Source organism: Brevibacillus massiliensis (genome assembly GCF_000311785.1).
Classification (GTDB): domain Bacteria; phylum Bacillota; class Bacilli; order Brevibacillales; family Brevibacillaceae; genus Brevibacillus_C; species Brevibacillus_C massiliensis.
In genome coordinates, this window is the sequence record NZ_HE978542.1 from 158,629 (window position 1) to 173,193 (window position 14,565).

Here is a 14,565-nt window from a genome sequence, read left to right on the forward strand (position 1 = left end):
TTACTCGACTGCATCTTTTTTCAACAATTTCAGCATCAGTGCCGTAATAATAGTGCCGGCAAGAATGGAAACGATGTAAAGTCCCGCGTTGCCAACAACCGGCAGAACGAATAATCCGCCATGAGGGGCAGGCAGTGTGCACCCGAACAGCATCGACAATCCGCCGGCAACCGCAGAACCGACCATAAGGGAAGGAATGACGCGCGTTGGATCGGCCGCTGCAAACGGGATCGCCCCCTCCGTGATGAAGGATGCCCCCAGGATGTAAGCGGTCTTGCCCGCCTGACGCTCTTCCGCGGTAAATTTCTTTTTGAACAGCGTAGTCGCCAAAGCGATTCCGAGCGGCGGAGTCATTCCTGCTGCCATAATGGCTGCGTGCGGCGTATAGTTGCCCTCTGCAATCATCGCAATCCCAAACGTAAAGGCCGCTTTGTTGACAGGACCACCCATGTCAAAGGCCATCATGGCACCCAAAATCACGCCGAGGACGACGGCGTTTCCTGTGCCCATGTGTTTCAGCCAGTTACCCAGAGCCGTATTCGCTGCCGCTACTGGATCGGAGACGACGTACACCATGACAAAGCCGGTAATCAAAATCCCAAGCAGCGGGTACAGCAGCATCGGCTTAATGCCTTCCAATGATTCCGGCAATCCCGCAAACAATTTTTTCAAACCAACCACCGTATACCCTGCCAAGAAGCCGGCGATGATCCCGCCGAGGAAACCGGATCCGGAAGCAGCCGCCAATAGGCCGCCCACCATGCCGGGAGCAAAACCAGGACGGTCGGCGATACTCAGGGCAATAAACCCTGCCAGTACCGGAATCATCAGTTTGAACGCGGTTTCTCCGCCAATGTCCATCAGGACTTTGGCCAGCGGATGGAAGGACGGATCATTGGGATCAGACGCCTTGATCCCAAACATAAAGCTCAGCGCGATGATAATCCCGCCGCCGACGACAAACGGAAGCATGTTGGACACGCCATTCATCAAGTGCTTGTAAAAAGCTGGCTGCTTCGACTTTTTCTCCGTCTTTGCTGCTTGAATCCTTTGCTGGTAACTGGTCGCGCCCCCGCCGTAGACGTTTCCCTGTTGATTTACCGCGCGCTGCAGCAGCTCTTCGGCATTGCGAATCCCTTCCGCCACCGGCACTTCAATGACGACCTTGCCGCGAAAACGCTCCATCTCCACCTGCTTGTCGGCAGCCACAATAACAGCTGCCGCTTCTTCAATGTCCTGCGAAGTAAGCTTGTTTTTCACACCCCCGGAACCGTTTGTCTCCACCTTGATGGATATCCCGAGTTCTGCTGCCTTTTTCTTCAGCGCATCTGCTGCCATGTACGTATGGGCGATGCCTGTCGGGCAAGCAGTTACCGCTACTACTTTTGTCAACGTCTGTTCCATTTCCTGCGCATCGCTTTCCTTTTCACCCTGGATTTCTTTTTCTTTACGGGTGACGATATCCAGTACTTGTTCCTTCGTCTCTGCTTTCATCAGCTCCTGGCGAAACGATTCGTCCATGAGCATTTGGGAGAGCAGCGCCAGCGTTTCCAGATGAGCCTGATTTGCGTCTTCCGTCGCGGCAATCATGAAGAACAGATGCGCTTTTTGCTTGTCCAACGAGTCAAAATCAATGCCCTCTTTGGAAAAACCGTACGCGATGCCAGGTGTTTTGACCGCTGCTGTCTTGGCATGCGGGATGGCGATTCCTTCCCCGATACCGGTGGAGCCCTGTGCCTCGCGGGCGAGGATCGCCTGCTTCATTCCTTCCTTGCTGTTCAGTCGTCCGGCTTCGTCCAATTTGGCAATGAGTTCATCCAGTACCGCTTCTTTTGTGGAAGCTGACAAATGAAGAACAATGGTGTCGGATTTTAGCAAATCGGCAATGCGAATCTCGTTTTTCATCGTTGCCCCCCCTTTATGAAATGTCTGTTATGGTAATTTCCGAAAGAAATGCTTTTATCTTTTCATGTGTACAGAAGCCTTCCGACAGGGCGGTCGTGCTCCCTGCCGCTACGGCGAAGCGAAACGCTGTTTTTGTATCCATGCCCTGCGTATGGCCGTACAGGAATCCCGCAACCATCGAATCTCCGGCACCGATCGAGTTGACCGGTTTGCGCGGCGGAATGTGGGCGACATAGGCCGCTTCTCGGTTGACAAAAACGGCACCCTGACCTGCCATCGACACGATTACGTTCTGTGGGCCCATTTGCAGCGCCCTGCGCCCCCATTCGACCGCCTCTGCGGGGGTCGCAATCGTCACGCCGAACAGCTCACCCAACTCCTGGTGATTGGGCTTGATGAGAAACGGTTCTTCTGACAAACCGCACTCCAGCGCCGGCCCTTTCGCGTCGAGGAAGATTCGGACCCCCTTGCCGCGCAGTTGTTTCATGATCGTACGGTAAATATCGGACGGCAAGCTTTTTGGTACGCTTCCCGCCAGGACCAGATAATCGCCGCTTTGCAATCGGCTGATCTGTTGAATTAACTGCTTGAGAGCGTCTCCCGGAATGTCCGGAGAGACTCCGCTGATATCCGTTTCGGTTTGCGCCTTTATCTTTACGTTGATTCTTGAATCCTGGCCAATTTGGATAAACTGATGGGAAATGCCGACTTGCTCGATCTGCTGCTGAATAAACGCTCCTGTAAACCCGCCGACAAATCCTAAAGTGGTACTGTTTACCCCGAGGATGCGAAGAACCTTCGAGACATTGATGCCTTTCCCACCTGCGACCTTCCACTCTTTTTGCGCCTCGTGAATCATTCCTTGCGACAGGGCCGGGATCCAAATATGGTAGTCGATCGAGGGATTCAGGGTAACTGTGTATATCATGCTTTCACCACTTTGAGAGTTGATAATCTGTCGTAAGCCTGCCTTTCCTCTTGGCTCAATCCGTCATCCGTAATGACCGTGATTCCTTGCAGGTCTCCCACTTTGGCAAAGGTGACACGGGAAAACTTGTCAGAGTCGCACAAGACATACCGTTCATCGGAAAACTGCAGAGCCAGCTGTTTGACGTACGCCTCATCCGGATCCGGTGTGGTCAGACCGTGATGCATGTCAATTCCGTTCATGCCGAGAAAGCATTTATCGAACCGGTATTGGCTGAGCGAATTGATCGCATCGCGCCCCACCAGCGACAGTGTAGCCGCTTTCAATTCGCCACCCAAGAGGATCGTCCTAATGTTTCGCTTGATTAACTGAAGGGCAATGTCCACCCCGTTTGTGACGACCATGATGTTGTTATCCGGAAGATAAGGCAGCATCTGATACGTCGTGGTTCCCGCGTCGATAAAAATGGAGTCGCGTTCCTTTACCAAACCGGCGGCAAATTTGCCGATGGCGATCTTTTCGCGTTCACGTTTGACCGATTTTTCCAGAATCGTCGGCTCTTCGATCTTGCTTTGCAGCACAGACGCCCCACCGTGGACGCGTTTCAGCAATCGCTGTTCTTCCAATTCGCTTAAATCTCGGCGGATCGTCGATTCGGATGCCCCTGTCGCTTCCACAAGTTCATGAATGCGCACGAAGTCTTTTTCTTTCACCAAAGCCACGATCAGTCGATGACGTTCAGGGGTTAACATCGTACCCTCCCTTCTTGCAATGCCAATCGGATCGATTTTGATTATACACTCATTTTCGATCAAAAACAATCATAAACGATCAAATTCATTCAAGTTCGCTGACGGAAATTTTTCTTGGTACGAAAAAAGCCCTCCAAACAACAGGAAGGCATTCACAGTCTGCTCGCAAAATTTCATTTTCGATCTCCCACGCCGGATTCCAGGCTATTTCCCACAAATGGCCATCCGGATCCAGGAAGTGGCCGGAATATCCTCCCCAAAAGGCATCGTGCGCGGGGTCCGTTCTGATGGCTCCTGCCTTTCGGGCTTGTTCCATGATCTGATCCACTTCTGCTTTGCTCCCGACATTGTGGCCAATCGTCATTTAGTCATTGGTTTTGCTGCTTATCGTAGATGATCGCACATAATCGAACCAAGAATATGCGATGATGCCAGTGGAGTTGTCGAAAGATCATTGGAGAATCAATAGCACGTATTCCAAAAACGGAAAGGAAATTCGTGTTTCGATGTCCAGAACGAGCGGTAAAGAGACATTGATCGCGAGTAAAAATGAGGACTTCAAACGGGAAAGAATTGATGTAAAGGGAGTAGAAATGTTGTACACGGACTTCGTTACAGGGAAAAATATTCAATGGATCTACGACGTTCCGGGCAGTACGCAAACGATCCTCTACCATATCGAAGCCGGCAACCCAATAAGCAAAGAAGAGTTGATTGAACTGGCCGAATCGTACTTGCAGCAGTAGCAGCACCGCACCTCCCCTGCTCGGGGAGGCTGCTTGCGTTTTCCTTCTCATGAAGCGGGGAGTATGCGGTTACGGCGGAAGACCCTGTCCATTCCGTGAAGGAAGTCAAGTATAGGACTCCACCTTCTCTTCCCTGCGAACGAGCCGTTCCAGCAAAAGGCAGGTGCCGACTCCCATCAGGAGGCCGTTGCTGATCAATGGGCTCAGGAAGGGCGGAACCGCCAGGAAAAAGGAAGCGGGCAAAAACATGCAGCCGATTCCGATCATGAGTGAAATTCCTACGATATACACCTGCCGCTCGCCCAACCCGCCCCGGCCAATCTCGCGCAATCCCATGCCAAGCATGTTGACAAAGGAAAGAAAGACGCTGGCGTACCCGACGGATACCGGGATGGATGCAAACAGGCCAGTCACAGCGGGAAAGAAACTGATTACTACCAAGAAAACGTTCCCTAAAAGGAACGGCAGCTTTTCCTTCATTCGCGTCGTCATGATAAACCCGGCCGTATAGGACAGCGGAACGAAGCCGACGGTAGCGAATATGGCCGACAAGGCCTGACTGGCGCCCATGATCAATCCCGAGCGCTTTTCATTTCCCCCGTCTGTACGGCCGATCACTTGGCCTACCGCCTCCATGCTGGCAATCATGTTGCTGAGCAAGAGCACGGTTACAATCGCGGATGTGAACAGAATGCCTCCATTCCACTCCGGCCAGCCAAAGGACCAGATGCCCGGCAAGGTAAACAGAGCATCCCATGCTCCGCCCGTCTGCTGATTGAGTCCGCACAGTTGAAACAGCGACCAGCCGAAAATGATCGCAACCAATACGGAGTAATTCCGCAAGAGGGGCTTGCTGCTGCGCGCCAGGCCAAGAGACAAGACAAGGGTGGCAATCGAAATGGCCGCCCCCCTCCAGTCAAAGGGGCTCGCTTTTGTACCCAGGATGCCGTTGATAAAAGGGCCGCTCATCTGTGCGACCAACAGCAAAAAATAAGTGCCGATCACCGCGGGTGTAAACAATCGGCGGATCACGGTTGTCCATCCGCAAATACTCATCATCCCAAACAGGATGCCGCTGAATATGAGCCCCAATCCAAGTGCGGGCAGGATGGAACGGGGTTCTTGTCCCAAGGCTGGAGCCATTGTTCCGAACAGAAGGAACACTCCCCACCACAGGACGGCTGGCCCCTCCATGATCGGCAGGCGATGCCCCCACCATGTCTGCATCAGCGCCACGATTCCCATCACAAACAGCGTGCGCTGCACAAATTCGCCGATTTCCTGGGCAGACATGCCGTATGCCTGACCGATCGCCAACGGGGCCACGACACTTCCCGCAAGCGCAAACATGGCCCATTGCAATGCAGAGAGCGCCAATCTCATCCTAGAGAACCCCGAATTGTTCATCGCGCAGATTGGTGATGAACATGTGCCCCGGAGCATGGGTAATCATGATTTCCGGCTTGGACTGCATGGCCACGGCTTGCGGTGTCACACCACAGGCCCAAAAGACAGGAACCTCTCCGCCCTGAATCGGCACCGGGTCGCCAAAATCAGGCCGGTCGATCGCCTGAATCCCGATTGCCCCCGGGTCTCCGATATGAACAGGAGCGCCGTGAACCGCCGGGAAACGCGAGGTCACCTGAACGGCGCGCACGACTTGTTCCTGGGGAACAGGCCGCATGCTCACCACCATCGGTCCGGCAAACCGGCCCGCGCTCTTGCATTCGATGTTGGTGACGTACATGGGGACATTGCAGTCCTGCTCGATGTGCCGCACCGGAATCCCGTTTTCCAGTAACGCCTTCTCAAAAGTGAAGCTGCAGCCGAGCAAAAAAGCAACCATGTCCTCCCGCCACAGATGCTCGATGCTGGTTACTTCCTCCGTTAATTCCCCGTGCCTGTACACGCGGTATTTTGGCAGGTCGGTGAGCAGGCTCGCATCAGGGGCAACGAGCGACGGTACGGGCGACCCGGGATCCGTTACGTCCAGGACCGGACACGGTTTGGGATTCCGCTGGCAGAACAATAAGAAGTCAAATGCGAGCGACCGGGGCAAAATGGCCAGGTTCGCCTGGGTGTATCCCTTGGCCATTCCAGCCGTCGGTTTTTGCCAGCGCTGTTCTCTCATCCATTGGCGAGCTTCTTGCGGTTTCAGTTCTGCGATGGAAGTCATATGTGGTATCCTCCCTTTTGTTCATCGAATCGATAAGGCCGCAGGACGACTTGACGCGGCCCTGCGGCCGGTTCAAGCCATCCACCATTACAGCATCAATTTGGGCAATTCATTGATCAGCGTATAGATGCTCATACAAGCCATGGCGGCGACGACGATCCCGCCGAAAACCGCCATCCAAAGCGGGTGCTGGTAATCCCCGACAATCTTTTTCCGATAGGCGGCAATCAACATGACTCCGAGTGTAATCGGCAGAATCAGTCCATTCAGGGCACCTACCAGGACGAGGATCTTGACCGGGCGGCCGACAATGAGAAAGACAAGTGTAGAAATGGCAATAAAACCGATGATGATCCATTTGTGAGCCTGTTCGATTTTCGGATGGAAGGTGCGAATGAATGAAACGGACGTGTAGGCACAGCCGACGACGGATGTAACGGCAGCGGCCCACATCACAATCCCGAAAATCTTGTACCCGATGCTGCCCGCAGCCAGTTGGAAAACCGAAGCCGGCGGGTTGGCCGGGTCCAGCACCAGTCCTTGCGCAACAACGCCCAAAGCAGCCAAAAACAGGAATATCCGCATCACGGAAGCGATGGCGATCCCGGAAACAGAGCTTCTGGTTACTTCCGGCAGAGAAGCGGCTCCCTTCACTCCCGCATCCAACAGGCGGTGGCCCCCCGCAAACGTAATGTATCCGCCAACCGTTCCGCCGACCAGTGTGACGATCGCCAAAATGTCGATGGAGTCCGGCACAAACGTTTTGATCACCGCTTCCCCTACCGGCGGCCCTGATGTAATCGCGACGTATAAAGTAAGGAGAATCATGACAAAGCCCATGAGCTGCGCAAAGCGGTCCATCAGTTTCCCCGCTTCCCGAACGAGAAAAATGCAGATCGCGATAATCGCACTGGCCAGCGCACCCGTTTCCGCGGAGATGCCGAACAGCACATTGAGTCCAAGGCCGGCTCCAGCCACATTTCCAATGTTAAAGGCAAGACCGCCCATCACGACCAAAAGCGCAACCAGATAGCCCATGCCGGGCAGCACCATGTTGGCGATATCCTGGGCCCTTTTTTCCGAGACGGCGATAATGCGCCATACGTTCATTTGCGCCCCGATATCCAGCAGGATGGACATGAGGATGACAAAGCCGAAACTGGCGGCCAATTTTTCCGTAAAAACGGTCGTCTGTGTAAGAAAGCCCGGACCGATCGCTGATGTCGCCATCAGGAAGGCGGCCCCCAAAAGTATGCTCCACCGTGATTGTTTCATATGACTTCCCCTTTGTCTTTACGTTAAAGTGACATGGCTCTTACTTCGATTCCGGCCGTTTCAAGAGTCTCCCGAATGCGCCGCGCAAAAGCCAAAGCGTGCACCCCGTCACCGTGTATGCAGACCGTCTCCGCTTTAATCGTAAAGTCGCTTCCCTGTCGCGTAGACACCTTGCCTTCTTTGATCATCCGGATCACCTGCCCCGCAGCTTCCTCATCGCTGGTAATCAGCGCATCCGGCCGGCTTCGCGGCGTGAGCGTGCCGTCTTGCTGGTACGTGCGATCTGCGAATACTTCGCTTTTCGTCCTCAGTCCGATTTTTTCCGCCTGTTCGATCAGCTGACTGCCGGCGAGTCCCACCAGATACAATTCCGGATTGACCCGGTATACCGCTTCCGCGATCGCGCGAGCCAGCTCAGCCTTGGCGGCTGCCATGTTGTACAAGGCCCCATGCGGTTTTACATGCTGCATCACCCCTCCTTCCGATTGGACAAAACCTTGCAAGGCCCCTACTTGATATACGACCAAATCGTATGCCTCCTCGGCAGAAACAGCCATGTTTCGCCTGCCAAAACCCTGCAGGTCGGGAAGGCCGGGGTGAGCGCCGATTTTCACATCGTTTGCAAGTGCCAGCTTGACAGTCTTCCGCATGGTGGCTGGATCACCTGCGTGGAAACCGCAGGCGATATTGGCGGATGTGACGTATGCCAGAATTGCCTCATCATTTCCCAGCCGATACACACCAAAGCTTTCTCCCATGTCGCAATTCAAATCGACGTGATACATGTTTGTCCCTCCTATGTGTATTTGAGCAAAATGCCTGTTTTCAACTGGCGAATCTCGTTTTCCCTCGCCATCAGAAGCCGTTCCGCTTCTTCACGGCTGATTTCCGCAAAGCGGAGGGTTTCGCCCGGCTTTGTCTGCGCCATCAACGGCAAATCGACAGTGGCGACCTGGGCGATTTTCGGATAGCCGCCCGTAGTCTGCCTGTCAGCCAAGAGCACGATCGGCTTTCCCTCAGGCGGGACTTGTACCGTGCCGAAAGCGACGGCTTCCGAGATCAACTCTTTCTGCTCGATCAGCTCCAGCAACGGACCGTCCAGCCGATAGCCCATGCGGTCGGACTGCGGTGTAACGCGATACGGTTCGGATAAAAAGGAACGGCGGCTTTCCTCCGTAAACCAGTCCCACTGATTGCCCCGCATGACGCGAACGCAGGGACTCACAGAATAAGGCGGGAGCATTTCGCCTGTCACTCCCCAATCAGCCGTTGCGAACGCAGCCCCGTGTAACCGGCCGGCCAATTGATCGGCAATAAGTCCTCCCAGCCAAGTTGGCTCCCCTGAGGCAAGCTCGTCTCCCGCCCGCAGGCCGCGCCCCTGGAAACCGCCAATGCCGGCACGCAAATAAGTAGACCGGCTGTCCATCACCCGGGGAACACTCCACCCCCCTGCGATGGCGAGGTAGGCTCTCGCACCCGATCGGCAATAGCCAAAATGAAGGATGCTCCCTTTTTTGAGGTAAATCGGCTTCCACAAGGGCACCGGGATTCCTTCGACAGACGGGGACAAATCGCCTCCACAGATGGAGATCAGCGCAGCTTCCCGAAATTCCATGATCGCCCCTTTCAGCGTCATTTCCAAAGTGGCCTCGGTCTCTTCGTTGCCAACGAGCAAATTGGCAGTGCGGTGGGCGAACGGATCCATCGCCCCGCTCGCAATCACTCCATACTTTTGAAATCCAAAGCGGCCACTATCCTGTACAGAAGTTAACAATCCCGGATGAATGACACGAATGCTTATGATGATCCCTCCTTGAAGCAGCGGAATTCCTCAATGGAAATCGGCACAAAGCGAACCCGATCTCCCGCTCGCAGCAGGCTGGGCGGATTGTCCTCAGGCCGGAACAGCCGCAGCGGGGTCCTGCCGATAATTTGCCAGCCGCCCGGCGTCTCCATGGGATAGATCCCGGTCTGGTTTCCCGCGATCCCGACAGAGCCGGCGGGAATGGACAAGCGGGGAGATTTTCGGCGCGGAGTGGCAATCCGTTCCGACATGCCGCCAATATAAGGAAAACCGGGGGCAAATCCGATCATGTAGATCAGGTAATCTCCCCCTGCATGAATCTCGATCACTTCCTGTTCGCTCAGTTGATGCAGCCGGGCCACTTCTCCCAGGTCAGGACCCAGTTCTCCGCCGTAACAAACCGGAATGTCAACGGTCCGTCCCGCTTCCTCGCTTTCAAGTACTGCCTGGTCCAGTCGATCTTGAATCAGGTGGCAGCAGACTTGATAGGGGGAGCAGGAGTCTTGTTCCAGATCCGCGGGTCCAAAACTCTTGTACCAGTCGTACAACTCCATCGGGTTATAAAAGATCGTAATGGTCGTATAGGCCGGGATGTATTCTACCATCCCTGGCAGGGACTGCCTGTCCAGCATCGCGGAAACCCGCCTTACTTGCCGGTATGCTTCCAGACTCATCGCCGTGCCGAACTGCACGACTACTGCCTGATCGCCCAATGGTTGAAACGTGGCCTCCATCATGCCCCTCTCCTTTCTCCGCGTGACCACCCCAGCTTCTCCGAGATTTCTTTGGCTGCGGCTACTGTTTTTTCGATGTAAAAAGGCAATTTCTCGTCGCAAAAACGATTTTCCGGTCCCACGATGCTCAGACCTGCGACAACGCGTCCGGAGTGGTCGAAAATAGGCGCCCCCACTGCCGACGTGAAGTTGTAAAGTTCAGAGTGGCTGACCGTATAGCCGTTTGCCCGATCCTCCGCGATCTTTCTGCGCAATTGCTCAAGATCCGTAATCGTATTGTCAGCAATGGGCTCCAATTTTACCTGGCTCAGGTAGGCTTTTAACTCTTCTTCCGGCATGTAGGTCAATAAAATGCGCGGGCACGCCCCTCCGTACAGGGGAGCACGCCGTCCAATGGCCGTGTAGACGCGCACCGGTTCAGTCGTATCCACTTTCTCCACGTAGATCGCCTCATTGCCGTCTCTGACGATCAGGTTGACGGCTTCCCCGATCTCTTTTCCAAGCCGCTGCATGACAGGCAGTGATACCTTCCGAATATCCAATCGTTCGGAAAGAGCGTGTGCAAATTGTAAAAAGACCAATCCCAATTCATAGGCGCCGTCCGCAGTCCTCCGAACAAATCCTGTCTCTTCCAGGGAACAGAGCATCCGATACGCCGATGTCTTCGGTTGACCGGACAACTTGACGATCTGCGGCAAGGAAAGATTGGGATGTGAGAGAAACAGCCGCAATAATTCCGCTGCTTTCATCACCGTACTGTTTGTTTCAGACACCGCACCATCCTCCGTTCCGATGTTCGGAACTACTGTTCCGTTTTGTTTGTTCTTTCCCTGATTATAAATCTCTTTCGAATAAAACGACAATACTAAATTTTCCCTCCCCCGCATAGAAGCCCCTGCCGGGCAGATGTAGAAAAAGGCACAGGCTGTTGAAAAAGTCGACAGCCTGTGCCTTGATCGGCATGTTTACGTTGATTCAGCCAGGATCAGGTGATGGATGCTTCATAAATGGACTTAACGGATTGGGACAGCACCGTGTTAAATTCTTCGTCTGTTTGCTGGGCAGTCAACCCCTCTGACAAGGCACGTGAAAAGCTGGCGATTAAGCCGTGATTACGGGCCAGTTTTTCGTTTGCTTCGTTTCGGTCATATCCGCCGGACAGAGCTACAACCCTTAGGACATGCGGATCGTCCATCAAATCGCGATAAAAATCATCCTCTGTGGGAATGGAAAGCTTCAGCATGATTTTTTCGTCCTGATCCAGAGTGGACAGCTGTTTGAATATCTCATCTTTTAATATTTGCTCCGATTGCTTCTTGTCCGTACTATAAATATCGACCTCAGGCTCGATAATCGGAACGAGCCCCATCGCCAAGATTTGTTTGCCAACTTCGAACTGCTGCTCCACTACTTTCCGAATTCCTTCCGGGTTGGCTTCTTTAATCACCGAGCGCATTTTTGTCCCAAAAATATTTTTTTCAATCGCCCGCTTCAACAGGCTGTTCAAATCAGGAATCGGCTTCATGAGTTGAACGCCGTTTTCGAGCTCGGCGAGCCCTTTGTCCACCTTTAAAAAAGGCACAATGCCCTTCTTCTCCCAAAGATAATCAGCGGTAAAATGCTGATCAATCGTGCGGTCCATGGTGTTTTCAAATAAGATGGCGCCCAAGATATACTGCGCATCAAATGCCGGACTCGTGATGATCCGCTTTCTCATTTCGTGAATCAATTCGAACATCTCTTCGTCATTGGAGTAGCTGTCTTCCTTGATGCCGTACTGCCGAAGCGCCTTTGGCGTGCTTCCGCCGCTCTGGTCCAACGCTGCGATAAAACCCTTTCCCGTATGAATTCGATCCATTTGTTCCTTTTTCAATGATAGTTCTCCTTCCTCGTCGTGGAATGAATGATCTCAAACCCGGTACCGCTTTGAACCAACCACTTGCTTACGGATTCCAACTGAAACCATCCGTGACGCTACCTTTATTGTACAATAATGACACTGTCTAAGCACTGTTCATTCAGGAGAAATCTCTTACTGCGCCACCTTGGCGTTCAAGACAGAAAAAACTCACGAACCAGTCAGATTCCCAACCTTTCGATAATTTCCTCCAGCTTAATCTCAACATAGCACATGGACGTGTCGGCCGCCCCGTAGTAGATTTTGACCTTGTCCTCTTCATATAGCGCTCCGCAGCTAAAGATGACATTGCCAAAAAAACCTTCCACCTCATAGTCCGCTTCCGGTTTCATAATCGGCTGCTCGCAGCGCGCTACCACACGCCAGGGCTGATCCGTATCCAGCAAAACGGCTCCCAGACAATACCGGTTTTGATGATCGGAGCCGTGATAGATTTCCAACCACCCCTGATCCAGCTTGATCGGAACACAGCTGGCCCCGATTCTTGCTTCGTCCCACATCCCTTCCCGGCATCCCATCACGATCCGGTGGTTCCCCCAACACAACAAGTCGGGGGATTCCGCCAGCCAAATGCTCGGCTTGCCGAATGAAGAGCTTGACGGGCGATGGAGGGCGTAGTACTTTCCATGGATCTTTTGCGGGAAGATCGTGATGTTTTTACTATCCGGTTGGAAGATTACGCCTTCCCGATGAATCGATACAAAATCCTTTGTCGACGCCAAACAGGTCGTAATCCCGAGATTGGACACCGCTGAATAATTGATGTAGTACGTATCGTCTATGCGGGTGATCCGGCAGTCTTCGATCCCGTAAATTTCATATTGATTCTCTGGAAACAGTGCAGGTCGGTCATCAATCGTAAAGTGAATCCCGTCTTTGCTCCGGGCGATTCTCAGATACGAAATGGAGGTCAGAAGAGAGCCGGTAGGAGTGCCTACCCCCCTCGCATCAGAAAAGTCGTATCCGGGCAGTCCTTTTTCCAATCGATTGACATCAACTGCGTCTTTTTGCAGATTGTAGAAGGGAGTCAGACAGTATCTCGGGTCATCCTGCGGCGGCCTTTCGGCAACCCGCAGCAGCAGCAGGATCTCATCGCCGTACCGCATCACGCCTGCATTGAAAACTCCGATGACTTCGTAATCCTTAATATACGGCGGTATGTCAGACGGCTTGATAATCGGGTTCCGATCAGATCGATAAACTGCCATGTTACCCTCTCCATTCAATCAATGAATAGTAGGTTCTGACGATTTTCAGATGCGTCCACGCTAGGATACCGTAAGTTGGCAGGGTGCCGGGAACAAGTACCGCATCCCCCCGTTGAACCGCAACAGCCGGCCTTCCTTGGCCGTAATCAATACATCCTTCCCCTTCCAGAATCACCAGAACATCCGGATTCCCCGCTCTTCCCAAAGAGCAGGTAAAGCGGCTGTTGTTCTCCATTTTTATTCGTTCTACGGTAAAAAAAGGACAGGATAACAAATGGTCGTGTGAAACGCCGTCTCTTCGGGAAATAGGGGTTATCCGGCAAAGCGGTTCCCTCTCCCCTGATCGATAATCGATCACATCGGCGGCTTGTCTGATATGTAGCTCCCGGCGGGTTCCGTTCTGATCCAGACGATCCCAGTCGTACACCCGGTATGTCACATCGGACGTTTGCTGGATTTCCAGCAGCATTGTACCTTTGAGAATCGCATGAACCGTCCCTGCCGGAACATAAACAAGCTGATCCCGCTCAATTTTTTTTCGCTCCAAAAAAGGCTGAATGCTTTTTGCTTGCACGCTTTGCAAAAAATGATCTCGATCTTTGAAACGGTGGCCGTAGATGATCTCCGCCCCCGGGCCGGGATCTACGATATACCAGGCTTCCGTTTTTCCATAATCGTTTTCCGTCCGTTTGGCATAGTCGTCGTTCGGGTGCACCTGAACGGACAAATCATCCTGTGCCTCGATCATCTTGATCAGCAGCGGGAAGCGTTTCTGCGGCGAACGGCCGAGGTAGGCTTCAGGGAACAGCTCTGTCAATTCCGGCAAGCTCTTTCCCCGCAGCGCCCCGTTTTGCACCACGCTGACTCCGACCGGATGGGAGGATACCAGCCAATACTCCCCGATTGGCTGATCATCCCGTACGGAAAACCATTCTTTTAGTTGATGCCCTCCCCATATCCTCTTCAAAGGCAGGGGGGTAAACTTCACTGGATACGCGTCTGTCGCTGCATCGAATTCTTTACTGGGAACTTTGGGTACTGTCGAATATATATTCATGCGAATCAACCCCTGTAAAAGCTGATATGATCACATCAATGGATATTCGAAGTCTCTTCAGT

14 protein-coding genes and 1 pseudogene are annotated in these 14,565 nt (G+C 53.2%); 1 reads left to right on the forward strand and 14 read right to left on the reverse strand.

Annotated elements, in window-relative coordinates:
* The 4 genes and pseudogenes from HGBM_RS16315 to HGBM_RS27735 all read right to left on the reverse strand — a co-directional run.
* On the reverse strand, positions 1-1,905 hold the full coding sequence (locus HGBM_RS16315; protein ID WP_019122163.1) for a PTS fructose transporter subunit IIABC: 1,905 nt from the start codon (positions 1,903-1,905) through the stop codon (positions 1-3).
* 13 nt (positions 1,906-1,918) lie between these two features.
* Complete coding sequence (gene pfkB, locus HGBM_RS16320; protein WP_019122164.1) at positions 1,919-2,833, reverse strand: 1-phosphofructokinase; 915 nt, start codon at positions 2,831-2,833, stop codon at positions 1,919-1,921.
* Positions 2,830-3,585, reverse strand: coding sequence for a DeoR/GlpR family DNA-binding transcription regulator (locus tag HGBM_RS16325; RefSeq protein WP_019122165.1), 756 nt, complete (start codon positions 3,583-3,585; stop codon positions 2,830-2,832). Before HGBM_RS16325 ends, pfkB begins: the two co-directional genes overlap by 4 nt.
* Before the next feature lie 178 nt (positions 3,586-3,763).
* A pseudogene (locus HGBM_RS27735) lies at positions 3,764-3,946 on the reverse strand (VOC family protein); the annotation flags it as partial.
* Between the two features lie 67 nt (positions 3,947-4,013).
* On the opposite strand from HGBM_RS27735, the gene HGBM_RS16335 reads away from it, so the two are divergent.
* Positions 4,014-4,331: a DUF4367 domain-containing protein gene (locus HGBM_RS16335; RefSeq protein WP_019122167.1), complete on the forward strand. Its 318-nt coding sequence runs from the start codon at positions 4,014-4,016 to the stop codon at positions 4,329-4,331.
* A 105-nt stretch (positions 4,332-4,436) separates the two neighbouring features.
* On the opposite strand, the gene HGBM_RS16340 is transcribed toward HGBM_RS16335, so the two are convergent.
* The 10 genes from HGBM_RS16340 to HGBM_RS27740 all read right to left on the reverse strand — a co-directional run bounded on the left by HGBM_RS16340 (position 4,437) and on the right by HGBM_RS27740 (position 14,503).
* Positions 4,437-5,714 carry a purine/pyrimidine permease gene (locus HGBM_RS16340; protein ID WP_019122168.1) on the reverse strand — a complete coding sequence of 426 codons (1,278 nt, stop codon included), beginning with the start codon at positions 5,712-5,714 and terminating at the stop codon, positions 4,437-4,439.
* Position 5,715: 1 nt separating this feature from the next.
* On the reverse strand, positions 5,716-6,507 hold the full coding sequence (locus HGBM_RS16345) for a putative hydro-lyase (RefSeq protein ID WP_019122169.1): 792 nt from the start codon (positions 6,505-6,507) through the stop codon (positions 5,716-5,718).
* A gap of 87 nt (positions 6,508-6,594) precedes the next feature.
* Complete coding sequence (locus tag HGBM_RS16350; protein WP_019122170.1) at positions 6,595-7,782, reverse strand: NRAMP family divalent metal transporter; 1,188 nt, start codon at positions 7,780-7,782, stop codon at positions 6,595-6,597.
* A 23-nt stretch (positions 7,783-7,805) separates the two neighbouring features.
* A complete protein-coding gene (locus HGBM_RS16355; RefSeq protein WP_019122171.1) occupies positions 7,806-8,567 on the reverse strand; it encodes a LamB/YcsF family protein in 762 nt (253 codons plus the stop codon).
* Between the two features lie 11 nt (positions 8,568-8,578).
* The gene (locus tag HGBM_RS16360) at positions 8,579-9,583 is read right to left on the reverse strand and encodes a 5-oxoprolinase subunit C family protein (protein WP_026074472.1); all 1,005 of its coding nucleotides are present in this window, start codon (positions 9,581-9,583) and stop codon (positions 8,579-8,581) included.
* On the reverse strand, positions 9,580-10,320 hold the full coding sequence (pxpB, locus tag HGBM_RS16365; RefSeq protein WP_019122173.1) for a 5-oxoprolinase subunit PxpB: 741 nt from the start codon (positions 10,318-10,320) through the stop codon (positions 9,580-9,582). The genes HGBM_RS16360 and pxpB overlap by 4 nt, the downstream gene beginning before the upstream one ends.
* A complete protein-coding gene (locus HGBM_RS16370; RefSeq protein WP_026074473.1) occupies positions 10,320-11,093 on the reverse strand; it encodes an IclR family transcriptional regulator in 774 nt (257 codons plus the stop codon). Before HGBM_RS16370 ends, pxpB begins: the two co-directional genes overlap by 1 nt.
* A 212-nt stretch (positions 11,094-11,305) precedes the next feature.
* Complete coding sequence (locus tag HGBM_RS16375; protein WP_019122175.1) at positions 11,306-12,193, reverse strand: fructose bisphosphate aldolase; 888 nt, start codon at positions 12,191-12,193, stop codon at positions 11,306-11,308.
* Positions 12,194-12,399: 206 nt separating this feature from the next.
* Positions 12,400-13,446 carry a glycoside hydrolase family 130 protein gene (locus tag HGBM_RS16380; protein WP_019122176.1) on the reverse strand — a complete coding sequence of 349 codons (1,047 nt, stop codon included), beginning with the start codon at positions 13,444-13,446 and terminating at the stop codon, positions 12,400-12,402.
* Position 13,447: 1 nt separating this feature from the next.
* The gene (locus HGBM_RS27740; RefSeq protein ID WP_019122177.1) at positions 13,448-14,503 is read right to left on the reverse strand and encodes a type I phosphomannose isomerase catalytic subunit; all 1,056 of its coding nucleotides are present in this window, start codon (positions 14,501-14,503) and stop codon (positions 13,448-13,450) included.
* Positions 14,504-14,565: the final 62 nt, after the last annotated feature.